This window comes from Azoarcus sp. DN11 (assembly GCF_003628555.1).
Lineage (GTDB): Bacteria > Pseudomonadota > Gammaproteobacteria > Burkholderiales > Rhodocyclaceae > Aromatoleum.
This window is the reverse complement of the sequence record NZ_CP021731.1, coordinates 4,476,682-4,498,125: the sequence shown is the minus strand read 5'-3', so window position 1 is coordinate 4,498,125 and position 21,444 is coordinate 4,476,682. Positions and strand designations below refer to the sequence as shown.

Annotated in this window: 23 protein-coding genes and 1 CRISPR repeat array; of the genes, 3 read left to right on the top strand and 20 right to left on the bottom strand. The window is 66.6% G+C overall.

Annotated elements, in window-relative coordinates; translation table 11 throughout:
• Positions 1 to 49: 49 nt before the first annotated feature.
• The 17 genes from hprK to CDA09_RS20805 form a co-directional block, all read right to left on the bottom strand.
• Positions 50 to 991, bottom strand: a complete 942-nt coding sequence (gene hprK / locus CDA09_RS20885; protein WP_121430404.1) for an HPr(Ser) kinase/phosphatase — start codon at positions 989 to 991, stop codon at positions 50 to 52.
• Positions 960 to 1,445: a PTS IIA-like nitrogen regulatory protein PtsN gene (gene ptsN, locus CDA09_RS20880; protein ID WP_121430968.1), complete on the bottom strand. Its 486-nt coding sequence runs from the start codon at positions 1,443 to 1,445 to the stop codon at positions 960 to 962. Before ptsN ends, hprK begins: the two co-directional genes overlap by 32 nt.
• A 136-nt stretch (positions 1,446 to 1,581) precedes the next feature.
• The gene (gene hpf / locus CDA09_RS20875; protein WP_121430403.1) at positions 1,582 to 1,908 is read right to left on the bottom strand and encodes a ribosome hibernation-promoting factor, HPF/YfiA family; all 327 of its coding nucleotides are present in this window, start codon (positions 1,906 to 1,908) and stop codon (positions 1,582 to 1,584) included.
• 17 nt (positions 1,909 to 1,925) lie between these two features.
• Positions 1,926 to 3,368, bottom strand: coding sequence for an RNA polymerase factor sigma-54 (locus CDA09_RS20870; RefSeq protein WP_121430402.1), 1,443 nt, complete (start codon positions 3,366 to 3,368; stop codon positions 1,926 to 1,928).
• A gap of 17 nt (positions 3,369 to 3,385) precedes the next feature.
• On the bottom strand, positions 3,386 to 4,108 hold the full coding sequence (gene lptB, locus CDA09_RS20865; protein WP_121430401.1) for an LPS export ABC transporter ATP-binding protein: 723 nt from the start codon (positions 4,106 to 4,108) through the stop codon (positions 3,386 to 3,388).
• On the bottom strand, positions 4,095 to 4,544 hold the full coding sequence (gene recX / locus CDA09_RS20860; protein ID WP_121430400.1) for a recombination regulator RecX: 450 nt from the start codon (positions 4,542 to 4,544) through the stop codon (positions 4,095 to 4,097). The genes lptB and recX overlap by 14 nt, the downstream gene beginning before the upstream one ends.
• Positions 4,545 to 4,558: 14 nt before the next feature.
• A complete protein-coding gene (recA, locus tag CDA09_RS20855) occupies positions 4,559 to 5,593 on the bottom strand; it encodes a recombinase RecA (protein WP_121430399.1) in 1,035 nt (344 codons plus the stop codon).
• A gap of 85 nt (positions 5,594 to 5,678) precedes the next feature.
• On the bottom strand, positions 5,679 to 6,158 hold the full coding sequence (locus tag CDA09_RS20850; RefSeq protein ID WP_121430398.1) for a CinA family protein: 480 nt from the start codon (positions 6,156 to 6,158) through the stop codon (positions 5,679 to 5,681).
• A gap of 5 nt (positions 6,159 to 6,163) precedes the next feature.
• Positions 6,164 to 6,643: a phosphatidylglycerophosphatase A family protein gene (locus CDA09_RS20845; protein WP_121430397.1), complete on the bottom strand. Its 480-nt coding sequence runs from the start codon at positions 6,641 to 6,643 to the stop codon at positions 6,164 to 6,166.
• 21 nt (positions 6,644 to 6,664) lie between these two features.
• Entirely contained in the window at positions 6,665 to 7,624 is a 960-nt protein-coding gene (gene thiL / locus CDA09_RS20840) for a thiamine-phosphate kinase (protein WP_121430396.1), read from the bottom strand.
• A gap of 106 nt (positions 7,625 to 7,730) precedes the next feature.
• Positions 7,731 to 8,660 carry a branched-chain amino acid ABC transporter permease gene (locus CDA09_RS20835; protein ID WP_121430395.1) on the bottom strand — a complete coding sequence of 310 codons (930 nt, stop codon included), beginning with the start codon at positions 8,658 to 8,660 and terminating at the stop codon, positions 7,731 to 7,733.
• A gap of 70 nt (positions 8,661 to 8,730) precedes the next feature.
• Entirely contained in the window at positions 8,731 to 9,615 is an 885-nt protein-coding gene (locus CDA09_RS20830) for a branched-chain amino acid ABC transporter permease (protein WP_121430394.1), read from the bottom strand.
• Between the two features lie 86 nt (positions 9,616 to 9,701).
• Positions 9,702 to 10,919, bottom strand: coding sequence for an ABC transporter substrate-binding protein (locus CDA09_RS20825; protein ID WP_121430393.1), 1,218 nt, complete (start codon positions 10,917 to 10,919; stop codon positions 9,702 to 9,704).
• A 31-nt stretch (positions 10,920 to 10,950) separates the two neighbouring features.
• Positions 10,951 to 11,679, bottom strand: a complete 729-nt coding sequence (locus tag CDA09_RS20820; RefSeq protein WP_121430392.1) for an ABC transporter ATP-binding protein — start codon at positions 11,677 to 11,679, stop codon at positions 10,951 to 10,953.
• Positions 11,672 to 12,427: an ABC transporter ATP-binding protein gene (locus tag CDA09_RS20815; RefSeq protein ID WP_121430391.1), complete on the bottom strand. Its 756-nt coding sequence runs from the start codon at positions 12,425 to 12,427 to the stop codon at positions 11,672 to 11,674. The genes CDA09_RS20820 and CDA09_RS20815 overlap by 8 nt, the downstream gene beginning before the upstream one ends.
• Before the next feature lie 291 nt (positions 12,428 to 12,718).
• Positions 12,719 to 14,359 carry an acyl-CoA synthetase gene (locus tag CDA09_RS20810; protein ID WP_121430390.1) on the bottom strand — a complete coding sequence of 547 codons (1,641 nt, stop codon included), beginning with the start codon at positions 14,357 to 14,359 and terminating at the stop codon, positions 12,719 to 12,721.
• 185 nt (positions 14,360 to 14,544) lie between these two features.
• Positions 14,545 to 16,218, bottom strand: coding sequence for a putative bifunctional diguanylate cyclase/phosphodiesterase (locus tag CDA09_RS20805; RefSeq protein ID WP_121430389.1), 1,674 nt, complete (start codon positions 16,216 to 16,218; stop codon positions 14,545 to 14,547).
• Here CDA09_RS20805 and CDA09_RS23425 point away from each other — a divergent pair.
• The 3 genes from CDA09_RS23425 to CDA09_RS20795 are packed head-to-tail and all read left to right on the top strand — an operon-like array spanning position 16,208 to position 17,165.
• Positions 16,208 to 16,351, top strand: a complete 144-nt coding sequence (locus tag CDA09_RS23425) for a hypothetical protein (protein WP_164844451.1) — start codon at positions 16,208 to 16,210, stop codon at positions 16,349 to 16,351. The two genes, CDA09_RS20805 and CDA09_RS23425, sit on opposite strands and share 11 nt — an antisense overlap.
• Positions 16,352 to 16,395: 44 nt before the next feature.
• A complete protein-coding gene (locus CDA09_RS20800) occupies positions 16,396 to 16,716 on the top strand; it encodes a DUF4258 domain-containing protein (RefSeq protein ID WP_121430388.1) in 321 nt (106 codons plus the stop codon).
• A complete protein-coding gene (locus tag CDA09_RS20795; RefSeq protein ID WP_121430387.1) occupies positions 16,713 to 17,165 on the top strand; it encodes a helix-turn-helix domain-containing protein in 453 nt (150 codons plus the stop codon). The genes CDA09_RS20800 and CDA09_RS20795 overlap by 4 nt, the downstream gene beginning before the upstream one ends.
• Before the next feature lie 195 nt (positions 17,166 to 17,360).
• Positions 17,361 to 17,898: a CRISPR direct-repeat array (repeat unit 37 nt; unit sequence GCTTCTACGAAGCCCGACCATGCAGGTCGGGAACGCC).
• A gap of 154 nt (positions 17,899 to 18,052) precedes the next feature.
• Here CDA09_RS20795 and CDA09_RS20790 read toward each other — a convergent pair.
• The 3 genes from CDA09_RS20790 to CDA09_RS20780 form a co-directional block, all read right to left on the bottom strand.
• The gene (locus CDA09_RS20790; protein WP_121430386.1) at positions 18,053 to 18,937 is read right to left on the bottom strand and encodes a hypothetical protein; all 885 of its coding nucleotides are present in this window, start codon (positions 18,935 to 18,937) and stop codon (positions 18,053 to 18,055) included.
• Positions 18,934 to 20,337, bottom strand: a complete 1,404-nt coding sequence (locus CDA09_RS20785) for an HD domain-containing protein (protein ID WP_121430385.1) — start codon at positions 20,335 to 20,337, stop codon at positions 18,934 to 18,936. Before CDA09_RS20785 ends, CDA09_RS20790 begins: the two co-directional genes overlap by 4 nt.
• Before the next feature lie 115 nt (positions 20,338 to 20,452).
• On the bottom strand, positions 20,453 to 21,415 hold the full coding sequence (locus CDA09_RS20780) for an IS110 family RNA-guided transposase (RefSeq protein ID WP_502697064.1): 963 nt from the start codon (positions 21,413 to 21,415) through the stop codon (positions 20,453 to 20,455).
• Positions 21,416 to 21,444: the final 29 nt, after the last annotated feature.

Here is a 21,444-nt window from a genome sequence, read left to right as displayed (position 1 = left end):
CGATGCGGCAGTGCGGCAAGAGCCCTGCCGGCGCAGGGCCTTCCGGCGATCAGAGGGTTTCGCCGTCGGCGTCGAGCAGGCGCTGCTGGCGGTCGATGAATTCCTGCGTCGAGTCGATGCCGCGCAGCTGCAGAATGGTCGAGCGCACGGCGGCCTCGAGCAGCACCGCGATGTTGCGTCCGGCGGCGACCGGCAGGGTCGTGCGGATCACCTGCACCCCGAGGATGCCCTGCGTCTCGCGGTGCACCGGCAGGCGCGAGGGGTCGGACTGGCCGGGCAGGCGGCGCTCGAGATGCACGATCAGGCGCAGGCGCATCTTCCGCCGGCACGCGGTCTCGCCGAAGATCGTGCGGATGTTGAGGATACCCAGGCCGCGCACCTCGATGAAATCCTTGAGCATCTCCGGGCAGCGCCCTTCGAGCACGGTCGGGGCGATGCGCGAGAACTCGACGATGTCGTCGGCGACGAGGCCGTGGCCGCGCGAGATCAGCTCCAGCGCGAGTTCGGATTTGCCGGCGCCGGAGCTGCCGGTGATGAACACGCCGATGCCCAGCACGTCCATGAACACACCGTGCAGGGACACCTTCTCGGCCAGTTCGCGCGACATGTAAAGGCGCAACTGGTCGATCACGCTCGCCGACGGCTGTGGCGTCGTGATCAGCGCGACGTCGGCGTATTCGCAGATGCCGCGCAGCAGCTCGGGGATCGCGCAGCCGTCGGCGACGATGATGGCCGGGGGACGCGCGCCGATGATCTCGGTGAGGTGGTGGGCAACCTTGTCGCTCGAGTGGCGGCCGGCCCACGCGAGTTCGGCGGCACCCAGGATCTGGATGCGCGTCGGGTGGATCAGGTTGAGGTGGCCGACGAGGTCGGCCGGCCAGATGCGTTCTTCGTTGACCGAAATGACGCGGTCGAGCCGGCCGCTGACGTGGGTCAGCTCCAGCTGTTCCCGGTGCAGGTCATACAGCCGCGCGACGCTGGTCTGCCGCATGCGGGCCCCAGGAGGCGAACAGCGAGTGGATGGTCGCGGCGTCGGGTGCGCTCTGCAGCTGATCGCGGAAGTCGCGGTCGCTGAACATCTGCGCGAGCTCCGACAGCAGCTGCAGGTGGGTCTCGTTGGCCTGTTCGGGCACCAGCAGCACGAACAGCATGGTGACGGGGCGACCGTCGGGCGCGTCGAACTGCACCGGTGCCGACAGGCGCAGGAAGGCGCCGGCGGCGTCCTTCAGGCCCTTGATGCGGCCGTGGGGAATCGCGATGCCCTGGCCCAGTCCGGTCGAGCCGAGGCGCTCGCGCGAGAACAGGCTGTCGAAGACGACGCTGCGGGCGACGCCCTGATTGTTTTCGAACAGGAGTCCGGCTTGTTCGAAGACGCGTTTCTTGCTGCTCGCGTCCAGGTCGATGACCACGTTCGAGGGGGGCAGGAGTTCGGCGATGAGGCTCATGCGGATCACCACCTGCGCGACAGGGCCCTTGCCGCTGCCGGGATGGTGCGGGAGGAGGCTCGGGGTGTGCGGCAGGCGCGGGTTGAAAACGCGCGAATTATAAACACACCCCGGACCCCCGGTGCGAGTTAAACGATCACAGTTCGGTCGGCTGCTGATGCTTCAGCGTGTCGTGGCCGTGATCGTAGTTCTTGTCCTTGTACTTGAGGACCTGGCGGTCGAGCTTGTCGACCATGCTGTCGATCGCGGCATACATGTCCGCGTCGTCGCTCTCGACGTAGATGTCCTTGCCGCGCACATGCAGGGTCACTTCGGCCTTCTGCCGCAGTTTATCCACCGACAGGATCACGCTGACGCTGGTCACGTTGTCGAAGTGGCGGATGACGCGGTCAAGCTTGGTGTTCACGTACTCGCGGATCGCGGGAGTGACTTCGACGTGATGTCCGGTGATGGTGAGATTCATGATGTTTCCTCGTATTGTCAGATCGTCTTGCGCAGGCTGACCGGCGGAATATTCAGGGACTCGCGATACTTGGCAATCGTCCGCCGCGCTACCACGATACCCTGTTGACCGAGCAATTCGGCAATTTTCGCGTCGGACAGGGGCTTTTTCCTGTCTTCGGCCTCCACCAGCTGGCGAATCAGTGCGCGAATCGCCGTGGAGGAAGCCGCCCCACCGGTGTCGGTGGCAACGTGACTGCCGAAAAAGTACTTCAACTCGAATACGCCACGCGGTGTGGCCATGAACTTCTGCGTTGTGACTCGCGAGACCGTCGATTCGTGCAGCTCGAGCTGGTCCGCGATCTCCCTCAACGTCAAAGGTCGCATTGCCACATCGCCATAATCGAAGAACTGTCGCTGCTGGTCAACGATGGCCTGCGAAACCCGCAGGATCGTGTCGAAACGCTGCTGCACGTTCTTGATCAGCCAGCGCGCCTCCTGCAGCTGGCTGGTAAGCGCGCCACCCGATCCGCGGTTCTGCTGCAGGATGCTGGCATAGAGCGAATTGATGCGCAGCTTGGGCATCGCCTCGGGGTTGAGCGACACCGTCCAGCGGCCGCGCAGCTTGCGCACGATGACATCCGGCAGGATGTAGCGCGTCTCCTGCACCGAGTGCTGCGAGCCCGGGTGCGGGTCGAGGCCGCAGATCAGCGCGTGCGCGGCGCGCAGCGCGTCGTCGTCGCAGCCGGTGGCGCGCTTGATGCGCACGAAATTGCGCTCGGCGAGCAGGTCGAGGTATTCGTCGACGATCCTGAGCGCGAGGTCGCGCGTCGCCCCCGGGAGCATCGCGCGCAGCTGCAGGCTCAGGCATTCCTGCGGATTGCGCGCGCCGATGCCGGCCGGGTCGAGGTGCTGCACGTGGCGCAGCGCGATCGTGAGGTCGTCGAGGTCGTACTCGAGTTCCGGCGGCAGCAGCGGCAGCAGTTCCTCGAGCGACTGGTTGAGGTAGCCGTCCTCGTCGAGCGCCTCGATGAGGAAGCGCACGAGGGCGCGGTCGCGATCGGAGAGCGGCGACAGGCTCACCTGCTGGTCGAGGTGGTCGCGCAGGCTGGTGCCGGCGGCCTGCAGCTCCTGGAAGTCGGTATCGTCGTCGTCGCGGTTCGACGAACCGCTGCTCGCGCTCGACCACTCGCCGGCCTCGTCGAAGTTGGCCGGTTCGCTCTCGCCCTGGGGCTCCTCGCTGGCGGCAGGGGTTTCTGACTGGCTGCCGGAATCGGTGGTGCCGCTCGGGGCCTGCGCTGCGCCGGGCGAAAAGTCGCTGCCGTCGCCGTCCTCGCGTTCGAGCATGGGGTTTTCGAGGAGAAAGCGTTCCAGCTCCTGGTTCAGCTCCAGCGTGGACAGCTGCAGCAGCTTGATCGACTGCTGCAGCTGCGGCGTCAGCGTGAGGTGCTGGGAGATCTTGAGCTGGAGGGACGGTTTCATGGCGCTGCTTCGGTGGCTCAGAGACGGAAATGCTCGCCGAGATAGACGCGGCGAACCTGTTCGTTGGCGACGATGTCGTCCGGGCGCCCGCTCGCGAGCACGCGCCCTTCGCTGATGATGTAGGCGCGGTTGCAGATGCCGAGCGTCTCGCGCACGTTGTGGTCGGTGATCAGCACGCCGATGCCGCGGTCGCGCAGGAAGCGGATGATCTTCTGGATGTCGAGCACGGCGATCGGGTCGACGCCCGCGAAAGGCTCGTCGAGCAGGATCAGGCGCGGGTCGGTCGCGAGCGCGCGGGCGATCTCGCAGCGGCGGCGCTCGCCGCCGGACAGCGAGACGGCGGTGTTGTCGCGCAGGTGGGCGATGCCGAGCTCATCGAGCAGCTCTTCGAGGCGCTCGTCGATGCGGTCGCGGCCGAGGCCCTGCAGCTCCAGCACGGCGCGGATGTTCTCGGCGACGGTGAGCTTGCGGAAGACGCTCATTTCCTGCGGCAGGTACGAGAGGCCGAGGCGCGCGCGCGAATGCACGGGCAGGTGCGTGAGCTCGGCGTCGTCCAGGCGGATGTCGCCGCCGTCGGCGCGCACCAGCCCGACGATCATGTAGAAACAGGTGGTCTTGCCGGCGCCATTCGGCCCGAGCAGGCCGACGACTTCGCCGCTGCCGACCTCGAAGCCGACGTCGTGCACGACGGTGCGTGCCTTGTAGCGCTTCTGCAGTCCGGCGACCTTAAGCAGATTCATCGGGATTCTCTTTCAATATCTTGCGGATCACGTCGGTGCCGAAGCCGCGGCTTTGCAGGAAGCGCGCCTGCCGCGCCCATTCGCGCGCATCGCCGGGCGGCGCGCCGAACTTGCCGCGCCACACGGCCCGCGCACGCTCGGTGTCGTCCTCGCCCGACTCCGCGGCAATGGCGGCGTCGATCGTGTCGCGCGCCACGCCGCGCCGCGCGAGCTCGCTGCGCAGGCGCGAGGTGCCGAAGCGTGCGGCCTTGCCGCGCACCCACGCTTCGGCGAAGCGGTCGTCGCTGAGCAGGCCGAGTTCGGTGATGCGGTCGAGCACGTCGCCGATCTCTTCGGCCGAGCCGTGCGGGGCGAGCTTGCGGGCGAGTTCCGCGCGCGAGTGGTCCCGCCGCGCGAGGTGCCGCAGCGCGCGTTCCCGCAGGCCGGTCTCCGCCATGGGCGAGGCCGGCGTCAGGCCGCTTCGACGGCCGGTTGCGCGGGTTCGGCTGGCAATTCCTTGAGGCCGACGGTGACGCGCACCTTGTTCTCGATCTCGCGCGCGAGCGCGGGGTTCGCGCGCAGGAATTCGCGCGAATTGTCCTTGCCCTGACCGATCTTGTCGCCGTTGTACGCGTACCACGCGCCCGACTTGTCGACGATCTTGTGCTGCACGCCGAGGTCGATGATCTCGCCTTCGCGCGAGATGCCTTCGCCGTAGAGGATGTCGAAGTGCGCTTCCTTGAACGGGGGCGAGACCTTGTTCTTGACGACCTTGCAGCGCGTTTCGGAGCCGACGACCTCGTCGCCCTTCTTGATCGCGCCGGTGCGGCGGATGTCGAGGCGCACGGAGGCGTAGAACTTGAGCGCGTTGCCGCCGGTGGTGGTTTCCGGGTTGCCGAACATCACGCCGATCTTCATGCGGATCTGGTTGATGAAGATCACCAGCGTGTTGGTGCGCTTGATGTTCGCCGTGAGCTTGCGCAGCGCCTGGCTCATCAGGCGGGCCTGCAGGCCGGGCAGCTGGTCGCCCATCTCGCCTTCGATTTCGGCTTTCGGCGTGAGTGCCGCGACCGAGTCGATGACGACGATATCGACGCCGCCCGAGCGCACCAGCATGTCGGCGATCTCGAGCGCCTGTTCGCCGGTGTCGGGCTGCGAGATCAGGAGGTCCTGGATGTTCACGCCGAGCTTCTCGGCGTAGCCGACGTCAAGCGCGTGTTCGGCGTCGATGAAGGCCGCGGTGCCGCCGATCTTCTGCATCTCGGCGATGACCTGCAGCGTGAGCGTGGTCTTGCCGGACGATTCCGGGCCGTAGATCTCGACGACGCGGCCGCGCGGCAGTCCGCCGAGGCCCAGCGCGATGTCGAGCCCGAGCGAGCCGGTCGAGACCGTCTGGATGTCCTTTTCGACGTTGCCGTCGCCCATTCGCATGATCGAACCCTTGCCGAACTGCTTCTCGATCTGCGAGAGCGCGGCGGCGAGGGCCTTGGCCTTGTTGTCGTCCATGTCCTGTCCTTTCAAAACGTTGGGGAATTATGGCACAGAGATTGCTGGAGTGTTGCAGGTCGCCCGTGTAACGGTCGGAAAATGATTATGTCATCAATCCGGCGAGCGCGTGGATCACCGCCTGGCGCCGGATCGAGGTGCGATCGCCGGCGAAGTGGGCGGTTTCGCTGCGCAGCTTTCCGTCGCGTTCTCCCCAGGCGAAACACACCATGCCGACCGGCTTGGCCGCCGTGCCGCCGCCGGGGCCCGCGACGCCCGAGACGGCGAGCGCGAAGCGGGCGCGGCTGCGCGCGAGGGCGCCGGTGACCATCTCGCGCACGGTCTCCTCGCTGACGGCACCGTTGCGGGCGAGGGTCGCGGCGGCGACGCCGAGGAGATCCTGCTTCGCCTCGTTGGAATAGGTCACGAAGCCGCAGTCGAACCAGCCGGAGCTGCCGGCGGTGGCGGTCACGATCTGGGCGACCCAGCCGCCGGTGCAGGATTCCGCGCAGGCGAGGGTGGCGCCGCGCGCGGCGAGCCAGTCGCCGACCCGGCGCGACAGCGCTTCGAGTTCGTCATCGGGCATGGAGGTCATCCGAGGAAACGTTTGAGGACCGCGAGCGCGAGGATCGCGTAGCCGGCGGCGATGAGGTCGTCCAGCATCACGCCGAAGCCGCCGCCGACGTGGCGGTCGGCCCAGCGGATGGGCTGCGGCTTGACGATGTCGAAGAAGCGGAACAGCACGAAGGCGATGGCCTGCCACGTGAAGCCCGTCGGGGCGAAGAACAGCACGAGCCAGAAGGCGACGATCTCGTCCCACACGATGGCGCCGTGGTCGGGCACGCCGAGGGCACGGCCGGTGCGGTCTGCGGCGAGGATGCCGGCGACGAAGAAGCTCGTGAGCAGCGCGAGGAAAACGAAGTCGGAAATCGGCGTGCGCAGCAGCGGGAAGAGGAGCCAGGCCGCGAGCGTGCCGAAGGTGCCCGGCGCGCGCGGAGCAAGGCCCGCGCCGAACCCCAGCGCGATGAAGTGGGCGGGGTGGCTCAGGAGCAGACGGAAGGTGGGGCGCATGGATGGCCTTCGAGGCGGAGGTCAGGCGAAATGGTCGTAGCCGCGGTGGGCCGTGGGGTGTTCGCGCCCGTCCGCTTCGCGCAGCAGCAGCTCGCCCGTGTTGGCGGTGATGCTGCCGATGCGGGAAAGCGGCAGGCCATGTTCCTGCGCGAGCGCGGCGAGGCGGTCGCGCCGTGCCGGGGGGGCGGTGAACAGGAGCTCGTAGTCGTCGCCGCCCGACAGCAGGCAACGGCGTGCCAGCGCGTCGTCGGCGCCCAGCGCATGCAGCGCGGCGAGCGGCAGGGCAGTGACGTCGATGCGCGCGCCGCAGGCGGAACATTCGAGGATGTGGCCGAGGTCGCCGAGCAGGCCGTCGGACACGTCGAGCATGGCGCCGGCGAGGCCGCGCAGGGCCTGTCCGAAGGCGACGCGCGGCTGCGGGCGGTGCAGCGCGGCGAGACAGGCGCGTGCGGCATCCGGGCCGAGCGCGACTTCATTGCGCAGGTGCGCGAGCCCGAGCGCGGCCTGTCCGGGGGCGCCGGTGATCCACAGGTCGTCGCCCGCGCGCGCGCCGCTGCGCGTGATCGCGCCGCCGGCCGGGACTTCGCCGAAGATCGTGACGCACAGGGTGAGCGGCCCGCGCGTGGTGTCGCCGCCGGCGAGGTCAACGCCGAATGCGTCGGCGCAGGCGAAGAAGCCGCGTGCGAAGGCGTCGATCCAGGCTTCGTCGGCGGCGGGCAGCGCCAGCGCCAGCACGGCCCAGCGCGGTTCGGCGCCCATCGCGGCGAGATCGGAGACGTTCACCGCGAGCGTTTTCCAGCCGAGCGCTTCGGGGTCGGTGTCGGCAAAGAAATGCGTGCCGGCGACCAGCATGTCGGTCGACACCGCGAGCTGCATGCCGCGGCGCGGTGCGAGCAGCGCCGCATCGTCGCCCACCGCGAGATCGGTGTGGCGCGCGGGGCGCGTGAAGTGGCGACGAATCAGGTCGAACTCGGAGGGCATGGGCGGTATGCGGCGCGGTGGATCGCGCGCAAGCTTACCGCAGGCCGGTCCGGTGCGACCAATCCCGCATGTGACGGTTTGCCTGCGGGACCCCGCAAAGCCGCCGCTAGGGGCGAATGCCGGAGCGTTTGATCAGCAGTGCGACTTCGCCGACGATGCCGCGGCGGAAGGCGAGCACGCACACGACGAAGATCGCGCCGGTCAGCACGGTGACCCACTGGCCCAGTTCCGCGCCGTAGTCCTGCAGGCTGACGAGGACCGTTGCGCCGACGATGGGGCCGAAGACGGTGCCGACGCCGCCCAGCAGGGTCATCAGCACGACTTCGCCGGACATGTGCCAATGCACGTCGGTGAGTGACGCGAGCTGGAACACGAGGGTCTTGGTCGCGCCGGCGAGGCCGGCGAGCGCGGCCGACAGCACGAAGGCGAGCAGCTTGTAGCGGTCGACGTCGTAGCCGAGCGAGATCGCGCGCGGCTCGTTCTCGCGGATTGCCTGCAGGACCTGGCCGAAGGGCGAGTCGATCGCGCGGTCGATGACCCAGAAGCCGAACAGGAACACTGCGAGCACGAAGTAGTACATGTTCAGCGTGTCGGAAAGGTCGAGGAAGCCGAACAGGTGGCCGCGCGGAATGCCCTGCATGCCGTCCTCGCCGCCGGTGAAGGGAAACTGCAGCGCGAGGAAATACACGAGCTGCGCGAGCGCGAGCGTGATCATCGCGAAGTAGATGCCGGCACGGCGGATCGCGAGGCTGCCGAAGATGAAGCCCAGCGCCGCGGCGCCGGCCGTGCCGGCGAGCAGGCCCAGCTCGGGCGGCAGGCCGAGGCCCTGCACGGTGTAGGCGCACAGGTAGCCGGCCGAGCCGAGGAAGGCGGCGTGGCCGAAGGACAGCAGGCCCGTGTAGCCGAGCAGCAGGTTGAAGGCGCAGGCGAACAGCGCGAAGCACAGGATCTTCATCACCAGCACCGGGTAGACGACGAAGGGCGCGGCCAGCCCGAGCAGGAGCAGGACGATCCAGCCGATGTGTTTGCCTGTCATGGAGCGATTCCCGGTGCGGCGGCGCCGTGCGCCGGAATGATCGGGTGGGCGCGGTGATGGGGCATGGCGGTCAGCGCTCCCGTCCGAAGAGTCCGGCCGGCCGCAGCAGCAGCACGATGCCCATGATGACGAAGATCACGACCGCGGAGGCCTCCGGATAGAACACGCGCGTCAGCCCTTCGACGAGGCCCAGCCCGAGGCCGGTGACGATGGAGCCCATGATCGAGCCCATGCCGCCGATGACGACCACCGCGAACACGACGATGATGAGGTTGGAGCCCATTACCGGGTTCACCTGGAACACCGGTGCCGCGAGCACGCCGGCGAAGGCCGCGAGCGCGACGCCGAAGCCGTAGGTGAGCGTGATCATCAGCGGCACGTTGATGCCGAAGGCCTGCAGCAGCTGCGCGTTCTCGGTGCCCGCGCGCAGGTAGGAGCCGAGCTTGGTGCGCTCGATGATGAACCAGCTGCCGAAGCACACGACTAGCGACACCGCGACGACCCAGGCGCGGTACTTGGGCAGGAACATGAAGCCGAGGTTGAAGCCGCCCGACAGCAGTTCGGGGACCGGGTAGCTCTCGCCGGAGATGCCGAAGCGGTAGCGGAACAGCCCTTCGATGATCAGCGCGAGGCCGAAGGTGAGCAGCAGCCCGTACAGGTGGTCGAGCTTGTACAGGTGCTTGAGCATCGTGCGCTCGATCAGCATCCCGAACGCCCCGACGACGATGGGGACGGCGACCAGCGCGACCCAGTAGTTGAGTCCGAGCCAGGTCAGGCCGATCCACGCGCCGAAGGCCCCCATCATGTACAGCGCGCCGTGCGCGAAGTTGATGATGTTGAGCAGGCCGAAGATGATCGCCAGCCCGAGGCTGAGGATCGCGTAGAACGAGCCGTTGATGAGCCCGATCAGCAGCTGCCCCATCAGGGCCTGGATCGGGATGCCGAAAATGTCCATGGTCTCGCGCTCGGGTATCGGTGCCGGCCGCGGGGTCTTGCGCGCGCGGCGCTCACGATCCCGCGGTCATGGCCGGGCTGGCGTGCCTACTTCTTGACCAGCGGGCACTTGCTCTCGGACAGCGGGATATAGGCCTCGTCGCCGGGGATCACCTCGCGGATGTGGTAGTAGTCCCACGGATACTTCGACTCGGACGGCTTCTTCACCTGCACGAGGTACATGTCATGCACCATGCGGCCGTCGATGCGCACCTTGCCGTTTTTCGCGAAGAAATCGTTCACCGGCATCTCGCGCATCTTCGCCATCACCGCCTTGGCCTCGTCGGTGCCGGCAGCCTTGATCGCCTTCAGGTAATGATAGACGGCCGAGTAGTCGCCCGCCTGCACCATCGTCGGCATGCGCTTCATGCGTTCGAAGTAGCGCTTCGACCAGGCGCGCGTCTCGTCGTTGCGGTCCCAGTAGAAGCCGGTCGTCAGGTACATGCCCTGCGTGGCATCGAGGCCGAGGCTATGCACGTCGGAGATGAACATCAGGAGGCCCGCGAGCGTCTGCTTGGGCGTGATGCCGAACTCCTTGGCCTGCTTGATCGAGTTGATCGTGTCCGCACCGGCGTTGGCGAGGCCGATCACCTGCGCGCCCGAGGCCTGTGCGCTCAGCAGGAAGGACGAGAAGTCGCTGCCGGGGAAGGGGTGGCGCACGCTGCCGAGCACCTTGCCGCCGCTCTTGATGACGACGTCCGAAGTGTTCTTCTCGAGCGAGTGGCCGAAGGCGTAGTCGGCGGTGATGAAGTACCAGGTCTTGCCGCCGTGCTTGACCACCGCGCGCGCGGTGCCGACCGGCAGCGCGTAGGTGTCGTAGGCCCAGTGCACGGTGGTGTCGTTGCACTGCTCGTTGGTGATCGGCGTCGAGCCGGCGCCGTTCACGAGCGAGATGCGGTTCTTTTCGTTGGCGACCTTCATCACCGCGAGCGCGGTCGAAGTCGTCACGAGGTCGACGATCGCGTCGACCTTCGCGGTGTCGATCCACTCGCGCGCCTTGTTCGCCGAGATGTCGGCCTTGTTCTGGTGGTCGGCGGAGATCACCTCGATCTTGAAGTCGGGCTTCTCCTTCGCGATGAAATCCTCGACTGCCATCTTCGTCGCCTCGACGGCGCCGGGACCCGACAGGTCGGAATAGGTGCCCGACATGTCGGTGAGCACGCCCAGCTTCACGATGCCGTCACTGACCTTCGTCGCCGCGGGCGACAGCGCCGGCACCATGGCGACCGCCGCTGCGACCGCCGAACCCAGAATCTTGCGCTTCATCCTCTCTCTCCTCCTTTTATGTGCCGCCGGTTCAAACGCCCAGCAGTTTCTGCAACAGGGGCATCTTCGAGTCGAGTTCGTCCTTGCTCACACTCTCGACGATGCGTCCGTGTTCGATGACGTAGTGGCGGTCCGCGAGCGGCGCCGCAAAGCGGAAATTCTGTTCGACCAGGATGATGGTCAGGCCCTTCTCCTTGAGCTGGGCGATGACGCGGCCGAGCGCCTGCACGATCACCGGTGCGAGCCCCTCGGTGATCTCGTCGAGCAGCAGCAGGTGCGCGCCGGTCCGCAGGATGCGCGCCATCGCGAGCATCTGCTGCTCGCCGCCCGACAGCCGGCTGCCGGGGCTGTGGCGGCGCTCTTCGAGGTTGGGGAACATCTCGTAGATCTCGTCGAGCGACATCCCGGCGCTATTCACGGCGGGCGGCAGCAGCAGGTTCTCCTCGGTCGACAGGCTCGCGTAGATGCCGCGCTCTTCGGGGCAGTAGCCGATGCCCAGGTGCGCGATGCGGTGGGTCGGCAGGTCGATGACCTGGTGGCCGTTGATCATGATCGAGCCGGTGCGCCTGCCGACGAGTCCCAGAATGGCTTTCAGCGTGGTGGTGCGGCCGGCGCCGTTGCGCCCCAGCAGCGTCACCAGCTCGCCGCGGTTCACCTGGAAATCGATGCCGTGCAGGATGTGCGACTCGCCGTAGAAGGCGTGCAGGTCGTGCACCCGCAGCATCTCGGAATCCGGCCGGAATGCGCTCGCCTTAGCCATGTGCGGTACCCATGTAGGCCTCCAGCACGCGCGGATCGGCCGACACGACCTCGTACGGCCCCTCCGCGAGCACGGCGCCGCGCTGCAGGACGGTGATCGTGTCGCACAGGGTCGACACCACGCCGAGGTTGTGCTCGACCATCAGCACCGTGCGATCCGCCGCGACACGCTTGATGAGATCGGCGACGCGTCCGACGTCTTCGTGCCCCATGCCTTGCGTGGGCTCGTCGAGCAGCATCAGTTCCGGCTCCAGCGCGAGCGTCGTCGCGATTTCCAGCGCACGCTTGCGCCCGTAGGGCAGCTCCACCGTCACGGTGTCCGCGAAGGACTGCAGGTCGACCGATTCGAGCAACTCCATCGCCCGTCCGTTCAGCACGTCAAGGCTGCTGGCTGGACGCCAGAAATGGAAGCTCGTGCCGAGCTTGCGCTGCAGCGCGACGCGCACGTTCTCGAGCACCGACAGGTGCGGGAAGACCGCCGAGATCTGGAAGGAGCGCACGACGCCGCGCCGTGCGATCTGCGCCGATTTCTCGGGCGTGATGTCGATGCCGTTGAAGTGGATCGTGCCGCGCGTCGGGGTGAGGAACTTGGTCAGCAGGTTGAAGACCGTCGTCTTGCCCGCGCCGTTGGGGCCGATCAGCGCATGGATCGTCCCGCGCTGCACCTGCAGATTGACCCTGTCGACCGCAACGAACCCCTTGAACTGCTTGGTCAAATCACGGGTTTGAAGGATGTAATCCGTGCTCATCGCGTCTTCCAGGTCCTGCCTCTCCGATAGGTCGAAGCTGAAACTGCCGCCGGGGTTGCCGCTTGAAGCACGCCCCGCGGGCGGGGAAACGGGCAATTAATATTCGTGTTGCATCAATATGTATTATTGATTGTTGCGGTCACAAGTTAGCACCCGTGCATCGGTGCGTCAATGTGTGCGGACTAGGGGTGAACCCGCATGCCTGCTTGATCTGCGGGCGGGCGAGGCAGAAAAAAGCCGCCGTCGCGGACGCAACGGCGGCTTGCCCGGACACGATCCGGTCGTCGTCGATCACTCGATCGCGGATGTCGATTTCGCCTGCTCGCGCAGCACGAATTTCTGGATCTTGCCGGTCGAAGTCTTGGGCAGTACGCAGAACTCGATGTACTTCGGCACCTTGTAGCGCGCGAGGTGCTCACGGCAGTGGGCGATGATGTCCTCCGCGGTCACCGTCGCGCCTTCCTTCACTTCGATGTAGGCTGCCGGCACTTCGCCCCACTTCGGATCGGGCTTCGCGACCACCGCCGCGGTCATCACGGCGGGGTGGCGGTACAGCACGTCCTCGACCTCCAGCGAGGAGATGTTCTCGCCGCCGGAGATGATCACGTCCTTGGAGCGGTCCTTGATCTTGACGTAGCCGTCGGGCTGCATCACGCCGAGGTCGCCGGTGTGGAACCACCCGCCCGCGAAGGCTTCCTCGCTCGCCTTGTCGTTCTTGAGGTAGCCCTTCATGACGATGTTGCCGCGGAACATCACTTCGCCCATGGTTTCGCCGTCGGCCGGCACGGGCTCCATCGTTTCGGGGTTGATCACCGTGATCGCCTCCTGCAGATGGTAGCTCACCCCCTGGCGGCCGTTGCGCTCGGCGCGGCGGTCGATCGGCAGATCGTCCCATTCCGGATGCTTCGCGCACACCGACGCCGGACCGTAGGTTTCCGTCAGGCCATACACATGGGTGATGTCGAAGCCGATGCGCTCCATGCCCTCGATGATCGCGGCCGGAGGCGCCGCACCGGCCACCAGCGCCGACACCTTGTGCTCGATGCCCGCGCGCATCCCTTCGGGGGCGTTGATCAGCATGCCGTGCACGATCGGCGCGCCGCAGAAGTGGGTGACCGTGTGCTTGCGGATCAGCTCGCAGATCAGCGCGACGTCGACCTTGCGCAGGCAGACGTTCACGCCCGCATTGGCCGCCATCGTCCACGGGAAGCACCAGCCGTTGCAGTGGAACATCGCCAGCGTCCACAGATACACCGAATGCTGCGGCATGCCCCAGCTGATGATGTTCGATGCCGCGTTGAGGTAGGCGCCGCGGTGGTGGTACACCACCCCCTTCGGGTTGCCGGTCGTGCCCGAGGTGTAGTTCAGCGCGATCGCGTCCCATTCGTCCCGCGGCAGGTGCCATTCGTAGTTCGGGTCGCCGCCGGCGATGAAGTCCTCGTACTCGATCCCGCCGCAGCGCTCGGTGCCGGGGTACTCGGCATCCAGCGCATCGATGACGAGCGGCTTCGGCCCCTCGAGCCGTTCGAGCGCGGGGCGGACAATGGCCGCAAACTCGGGGTCGGTGATCAGCACCTTCGCTTCGCCGTGCGTCAGCATGAAGGCGATCGCATCCGGATCGAGGCGCGTGTTCAGCGTGTTCAGGACCGCGCCGGTCATCGGCACGCCGAAATGCGCCTCGTACATCGCCGGCACGTTGGGCAGCATCACCGCCACGGTGTCGCCGCGGCCGATGCCTTTCTGCACCAGCGCGCTCGCGAGCCGGCGGCAGCGCTCGTAGGTCTGCGCCCAGGTGAACGAGCGGTCGCCGTGGACCACCGACGTCCGCCGCGGATACACGTAGGCCGAGCGCTCGAGATAGCTCAGGGGCGAGAGCGGCACGTAGTTCGCCGCGTTCTTGCCCAGGCCTTGGTCATATGGACTGTTCGACACGATTTTCCTCTTTGTTGGAATAGTTGATCGATGACGCCGTCACCGGCGCCTGTCCGAAGGGGCTGCCGGTTGCCGGCCGCCCGAGTCCTGAAGCAGATGGGCGCAAATGTACCCAAATCTGCCGAGCCCGCCAAACGCTTCCGCCTCGAACCGGCGGCTTTCCGCCCGGCTGAGCCGGACTGCCCTCAGTCGTGAGGGCGAGCGAAGTTGCGCGCAAAGTTGCGTGCGAAGTCGTCGCCGCTCACGGCTTCGCCGAACAGATGTCCCTGGAATTCGTCGCAGCCCTGCTCGCGCAGGAACTCCGCCTGGGCTTCCGTCTCCACGCCTTCCGCGATCACGCGCAGGCCCAGCGTATGGGCGACGCCCAGCACCGTGCGCACGATCGTGTCGTTGCCTTGGTCGCTGCCGATGCCGCTCACGAAGCTGCGGTCGATGTTGAGCTTCGAGATCGGCAGCGTCTTGAGGTTGCCGAGCGGCGAGAAGCCGGTGCCGAACCCGTCGATCGACAGCCGGATGCCCATGCCGTCCAGCGCCTCCAGCGCCGGGACGACGTACGCGACATCCGACAGCACCGACTCGCGGAACTCGAACTCCAGGGTGTGCGGCGAGACGCCCGTCTCGGCAACGAGGGCGGCGACGCTGTCGACGAAGTCGATGCGTGCCAGCTGGCGCGCCGAAATGTTGATCGAGAGCACCGGCGGCGCAATGCCTGCCGCCTGCCAGGCCGCATGCTGGGCGAAGGCCTTGCGCATCACCCATTCGCCGAGCGGGTGGATGAGGCCGTTGTCCTCGGCGATCGGGACGAAGCGTTCAGGATCGACGACCCCCAGTTCGGGATCGGTCCAGCGCACCAGCGCCTCGACGCCGACCACCGAACCGTCCGAGACTTCGAACTGCGGCTGGAAGTGCAGTTCCAGCGCGTTGTCGGCGAGGGCGCGGCGCAACTGACGTTCGATGGCAGCGCGTTCGTTGGCGAACGCGGTCATTTCCGCCGAATAGAAGTGGTAGCCGTGGCGCTGGTGAGCGCGCGCCTGCAGCATCGCGGCGTCGGCCGCAGTGGCGAGGTCGTCGAGCGTGTAGCCGTCCAGCGGGTACAGGCTGATGCCGACGTTGGCGGCCGCGTACACGTCGAGGCCGTCCACCGCGAGCGGCTTCTCGAGTGCCGCGAGCAGCTGGTCGGCGGTCACGCTGGCGTCGCGCGGGCCGTCGATGCCTTCGATCAGGACCAGGAACTCGTTCTCGCCGTAGCGTGCGATCGTGTCCGTTTCCCGCACGTGCGCGGCGAGGCGCTGCGCCGCGCCGATCAGGAAGGCGTCGTTCGACACCTTGCCCTGCGGCGACGCCTCGATCATGAGCACCGCAAGCTGGCGCGCGTCACGCAGGGTGCGCCGTGCCGCCTGCTCGAAGCGGTCGCGCAGCAGCATCCTGTTGGGCAGCCGCGTCAGCGGGTCGTGGTAGGCAAGGTCGCGCAGCTTTTCCTGCTCCGCCATGATGTGGGAAATGTCGGTGAACACGCCGACGTAGTGAAGGACGGCGCCGGCCTCGTCTCGCACGGTGCTGATCGACAGCCACTCCGGATAGATCTCGCCGTTCTTGCGGCGGTTCCAGATCTCGCCCTGCCAGCGCCCCTCGTCGTGCAGCGCGAGCCACATGCGCGCATAGAACTCGCGCCCGTGCCGTCCCGACCGCAGTATCGCCGGCGTGCGGCCCACGGCCTCGCTCGCGGTGTATCCGGTCAGCGCGGTGAATGCGCCATTGACCGCCAGGATGAGTCCCCGGGCATCGGTGACCGCGATGCCTTCCGCCGCATTCCTGAAGACGATGTGGGCAAGTTGTTCGGTGTCTTGAATGACCGTCATGATCCGCCTCTCGTACACATCCGGACATTATGCCGAATGCGGCGAGGGCGGGATTTGCTTAACGTCATACGTCGGCATCGAGGCGCGGAAGGTGACTGCGCCCGCCAATGTGGTGCAGCTGCGCAGTGCATGAAGCAATCTTGAATTTGGTCGATTAACCAATACAATGTACGGTGTATGACGCCGATTGAATCGTTTCCGCCCTCCGAGCACCAGGCTCGACAATGGATGCAGGAGGCCGCGGAAGGGCGCCGCCGCCTGCTGTTCTCGCTGCACGCCGAAGAACGGATGCAGCAGCGAAAGATCGGCCGGCGTCAGATTATTCAGGTGCTGCGTACCGGGACCGTGTCCGAGCCGCTGCATCAGGACGTGCGCGGAGACTGGCGATGCAACGTGAGCGGACGCAGTGCCGGGATGCGATTGACGGTCGGCGTTGTGCTCAAGCAAAAACCAGACGGTGCATGGGTCGTCGTCGCTACCGCCTTCGAGGGTGAATGAAGATGCTGGAATACAAGGACTGCGGATTGAAAGGCATCTGGCTGGCGAGTGGCTACCGGTTCGAGGAAGTCGAGGGCGTCGGCCGTTGCCTCGAAATCGATGATATCGACGGACTGCATCGTGCCGTTGCGCATCATCTCGTGCATTACCGCAAACGCCTTTCCGGCCCCGAGATCCGATTCCTGCGCGTCGAGATGGGAATGGCGCAGAAGCGACTCGCCGATGCGCTGGGCGTGGACGAGCAAACGGTTTCGCTGTGGGAGCGCAGCCGTCGCCGCCCGAGCGTGGCCGCTGAACGCATGTTGCGCCTGCTCTATCTTGAACACGCGGACGGCACGACGAAGCTGGCGGAATTGATCGAGCAGTGGAACGAGACCGACCGCCAGGAAGGCGAGGATCAGTCCATGACCGCGCAGCGGGATCAAGAGAAGTGGCGTATCGCCGCCTGACGGACATGCGCCAGTCGCGCCTGCGATGCCATCATGGGGCGGCAGATTCGTACCATCATGCAGGCTTTCGGTGGGCACTTGGCATGCAATGCCGAGGCGAAGGTGAAGTCGTGCCGTGGCGCGGTTTCGGTGTGCGTGATCGAACACGTCATATCGGTTGATCCGTCACCGGGAAAATTTCGCAGTTAGCCTCTCGCTTCTACGAAGCCCGACCATGCAGGTCGGGAACGCCCGGGGCCGAGGGTTTCGTTCGCCGGGATCGACCAGCTTCTACGAAGCCCGACCATGCAGGTCGGGAACGCCGCCAAGGGGACGCAGATGACCGCAGGGGTTGTCATGCTTCTACGAAGCCCGACCATGCAGGTCGGGAACGCCCATGACGCCAGATCGGAGGCGATCACGCGGCTGTCGCTTCTACGAAGCCCGACCATGCAGGTCGGGAACGCCGATCAGGCCGGCATCACCAAGCGCATCACGGTGACGCTTCTACGAAGCCCGACCATGCAGGTCGGGAACGCCGTGGTCGATCCCGTGACCGGCGAGCAGATCATCTCGCTTCTACGAAGCCCGACCATGCAGGTCGGGAACGCCCTTCTGCCGGGCACGTCCCGCTGTCGAAAGTGCTGCTTCTACGAAGCCCGACCATGCAGGTCGGGAACGCCAACGTGGCGGCGCATGGCGCGCTCGTGTCCGCAAGCTTCTACGAAGCCCGACCATGCAGGTCGGGAACGCCTCCGATACTCCAAAGGCTTGAATTCTCGGCACAAGAACCTGCCTGAGCGGGAACCCGCATTGCCAGGCGTCCGCAAAGCCGTGGCCGATCGAGAAATCGGCTGTAAGTGGTTGATTTCAATCCAGCGCGAACCTCACCGCATTTCACCGTCGCTTCAGGTTCGCGCCGCACGCCGTCCTGCTCTCATTGCGCCGTACTTGCCGAGTGCGACTCGCGGAGCGGCGTACTCGCGGAACCCGCGCAAGGGCCAGTCGAGAGACGGGTAACTTACTGCCGCGATCAGCCCGCGCACGGCGTCCAGTGGTAACGGACGGTCCCATGCGAGCCAGTGGTATTCGTCGCCCTGCCAGCCGGGCGTCTGTGCGCGACCGTTCGGAGACCTCGTGACCGGGTGTAGTGGAAATGCCTCGACGGCAAGCCAGACGCGGGCCGGATGCCTTGTGCTGGATTCCGACGAGGAGGCGATTTGAAGTGGCGTCGATTGCGCCATGTTCGACTGTGAGGGCGCGAAGGCGCTCAGCGCATGCGAACGGAACCCTTCCGGGTCGAGACCAAAGGCGGAACCTTCTTCGGCACTGCTGCCGTCAATGAGCGCCCCGAGCAGACGATCGCTCCACGCAATCTTCCGCGGCAGGCGCCGCGTGAGCAGGGTTCCGACGTCCTTGAGTAGTTGCTGACGTCCGCCCGTCATGTCCCAGCGCGTGGCGCTGGCGGTTCCGTCGCGCGTGAGCACGGTAATTGTCGCGAGGCCTGCCATCCAGTTGGGCATCTGCTGGGCGAGCGCCACGTACTGCGCCGGTTCGATGCCGCGCGTGCTGCCGACCGCGGTGTATTCCGACATGGAGCCGCGTTCGGGTGCGTAGCGGGCCAGTTCCTCCAGCAGGTTTCCCGGCGCTCGTACCGTTGCGTGCCCCCCCTGCCAGTGCAGCGTGGCGCCCTGCATGCCGAGTTCTTCGACCGCCACGCGTAAGGTGCCCATCGCGACGAGTGCGTGAAACGGAGACGATTCACGGAGGGCAAAGAGTTTGTGATCGATCATGCGGACTGCTCCTCGATGGAGCGGCGCGCGTCAGCGGCGCGCAATAGCGCCTCGAGCCATGCTAGTCGCCACGGCCGGACCTCAGAACGCAATGCAAAGAACTGCTCGAGCCAGCCCCCGTCTATCGTGCCCAAATCGCTGCCGGGCATGTCCGGATCGTCGCATAGCGGGAACCACGGCCTGCCATGACCGTGATGCGTGCCGATCAGATGACGCAGGAGCGGCGCTTCGCATCGGGTGAGGGTGACGCTCGCCGCCTCATGTCGAAAACCGCGTGGCAGGCCCGCATTGCGCCATGCAGCGTGTGCGGCGGTGCCGGTGAGACCCGATTTCGCCAATGGCCGGCCATGGATTGGGGACCCGTGCAGCAGATTCTGGAACGCGGTGACCGACTTGCCGACGTCGTGCTTGCGGCCGGCCACAGCCAACAGCTCGGCATCGTCGCCCAGCGCCATGGCCAATTCGTGCGCCCACCGTCCGACACCTTCGAGATGCTCTTCAAGCCCGACGGGGACGCCGGTATTGAGGGTCTGGCCGAATTCCGGGCCGATCCGGAGCGCGACAACCCCCTTGCCATCCGGATAAGGTTCGAGGACGACCGGGCCGTCCGGCGCGAGCAGAGCCAGGAGTTCAGCCTCTGCAGCGTCGAGTTCGGCTTCGAGCACCTCGACGTCGAACTCGGATTCGTTCCGGGCGCGGAGCAGGAGGGTCGCCCAGCGACGGGCTGCCTCAAGTCGTGCCGCGTCGTCCGTCAAGGCCGGGTGGAGGCGGTATCGCGGCGGGCGTCCGGCTTGCGCGCGAACCCCTTCGGCGAGATCTCTCACTGGAGCAGCACTCGCCGGATTCCAGCCCATCTCGTCACAACCGCCAAAGCTCGCGGGCACGACGAGCGTGTCACCGGGGCGGATTTCGCGTGCCGTGACCAGCGCGCCTTGTTCACCGTCCCAGCGTAGGGCGCGGCGATCTCCCGATGCGCTTGCGTTGGCCTCGGACGCGGTCGCGATGTCGGCTACGTCCTCGGTGTCGGCGCCTTGCAGCCAGGCGCGTGCGACATGAATCGGCAGGCCGAGGGCTTCCGCTGTCAGTGGCGGTACAAGGCCGACGATTTCGCCCCAATCTTCGGGGCTGGCGGCGTCGAGATCAGCACGCCAGACGATGGAGACGTCCGCCGAAGGGCGCTCGATGCCGTGGAGCCAGGGAGCGATGTCGATCTGGGGCGCAAGTGTGCCGGTGATGGAAAGCAGATCGAGATGGCTGGGCGCGAGCGGAGGGATCGGCAGCGAAGGTTCTGTCGGTGGAGTGCCGCGCTGTGCGAAGGCGTCGATACCGAAATCGATCACATCCTGCGAGGCCTGCGATTGGAGCCACTGCCACGCGTCATCGTAGGCCGGGCCGTACACCTTATCGGTGCGTGTCGCGAAGACGATCGCTGCATCGGACGAGCCGCGTGTGCCGAGTCGGTCGAGTCGGCCGAACCGCTGGCGAAGCGCAGAGACTGAGTAACCGTCTTTGGAGTCAAGCAGAATGGAAGTCGGCAGCCCAAGGCGTGTTGGTCTTGACCATGGCGTTGAGAGTGGTCAGGAGCTTGCGCATGCAGGCGACCAGGGCGACCTTGGGCAGCTTTCCGGCGGCGATGAGCCGCTGGTAAAAGGCCTTGATGGTGGGGTTGTGGGTGGCGGCGGTGAGCGTGGCCATGTAGAGGACGCGGCGGATCTCGAAGCGCCCGCCCTGCACGCGGCGTCGGCCGCGGCTGGTGCCCGAGTCGTTGGCCATTGGCGCCACCCCGACGAGTGCGGCGATCTGGCGGCGGTTGAGCCGGCCCAGCTCGGGCAGCTCGGCAATCAGGGTGGCGCTGGCCACGGGGCCGATGCCGCTCGCGGAGCGCAACAGCTTGTCGAGCGCGGCGTAGTGCTCGCGCACGTGGCCGACCATCTGCGCTTCAACCTCGTCGAGCTGCTTGCGGATGGCCTCGATCATGGCCTCGATACTCGGGCGCACCACGGGGATCGCGAGTTGCAGGCGCTGGCGCTCGGACAGCAGCATGGTCAGCAGCTGGCGGCGGCGGGTGACCACCGCAGCCAAGGCCTGCTGCTGAGCGTCGGCGAGCGGGCGGATGAGGCTGGCCAGATCCTCGCGGCGCACCAGCACCGCGGCGAACTCGGCCAGTATGCGCGCGTCGATCGCGTCGGTCTTGGCGAGGCGCCCCATCGACTTGGCGAAGTGGCGCGCCTGGCGCGGATTGACCACCGCCACGGCGAGGCCCGCCGCCTGCAGCGCGCAGGCGAGGGTCGCCTCGTAGCCGCCGGTGGCCTCCATCACCACCAGCGCCACCCCTTGCGGCTGCAAGGCTGCCGCCAGCGCCGAGTGGCCCTCGGCATCGTTATCGAACTGCTGAGCATCAAACTTGGCGCCCATCACCGCGACATCGACATGCGCCTTGGCGACGTCGATGCCCACCACCACTGAGGTCACAGACATGATCTTCGGATCCCTTCCTTGTGCATGCG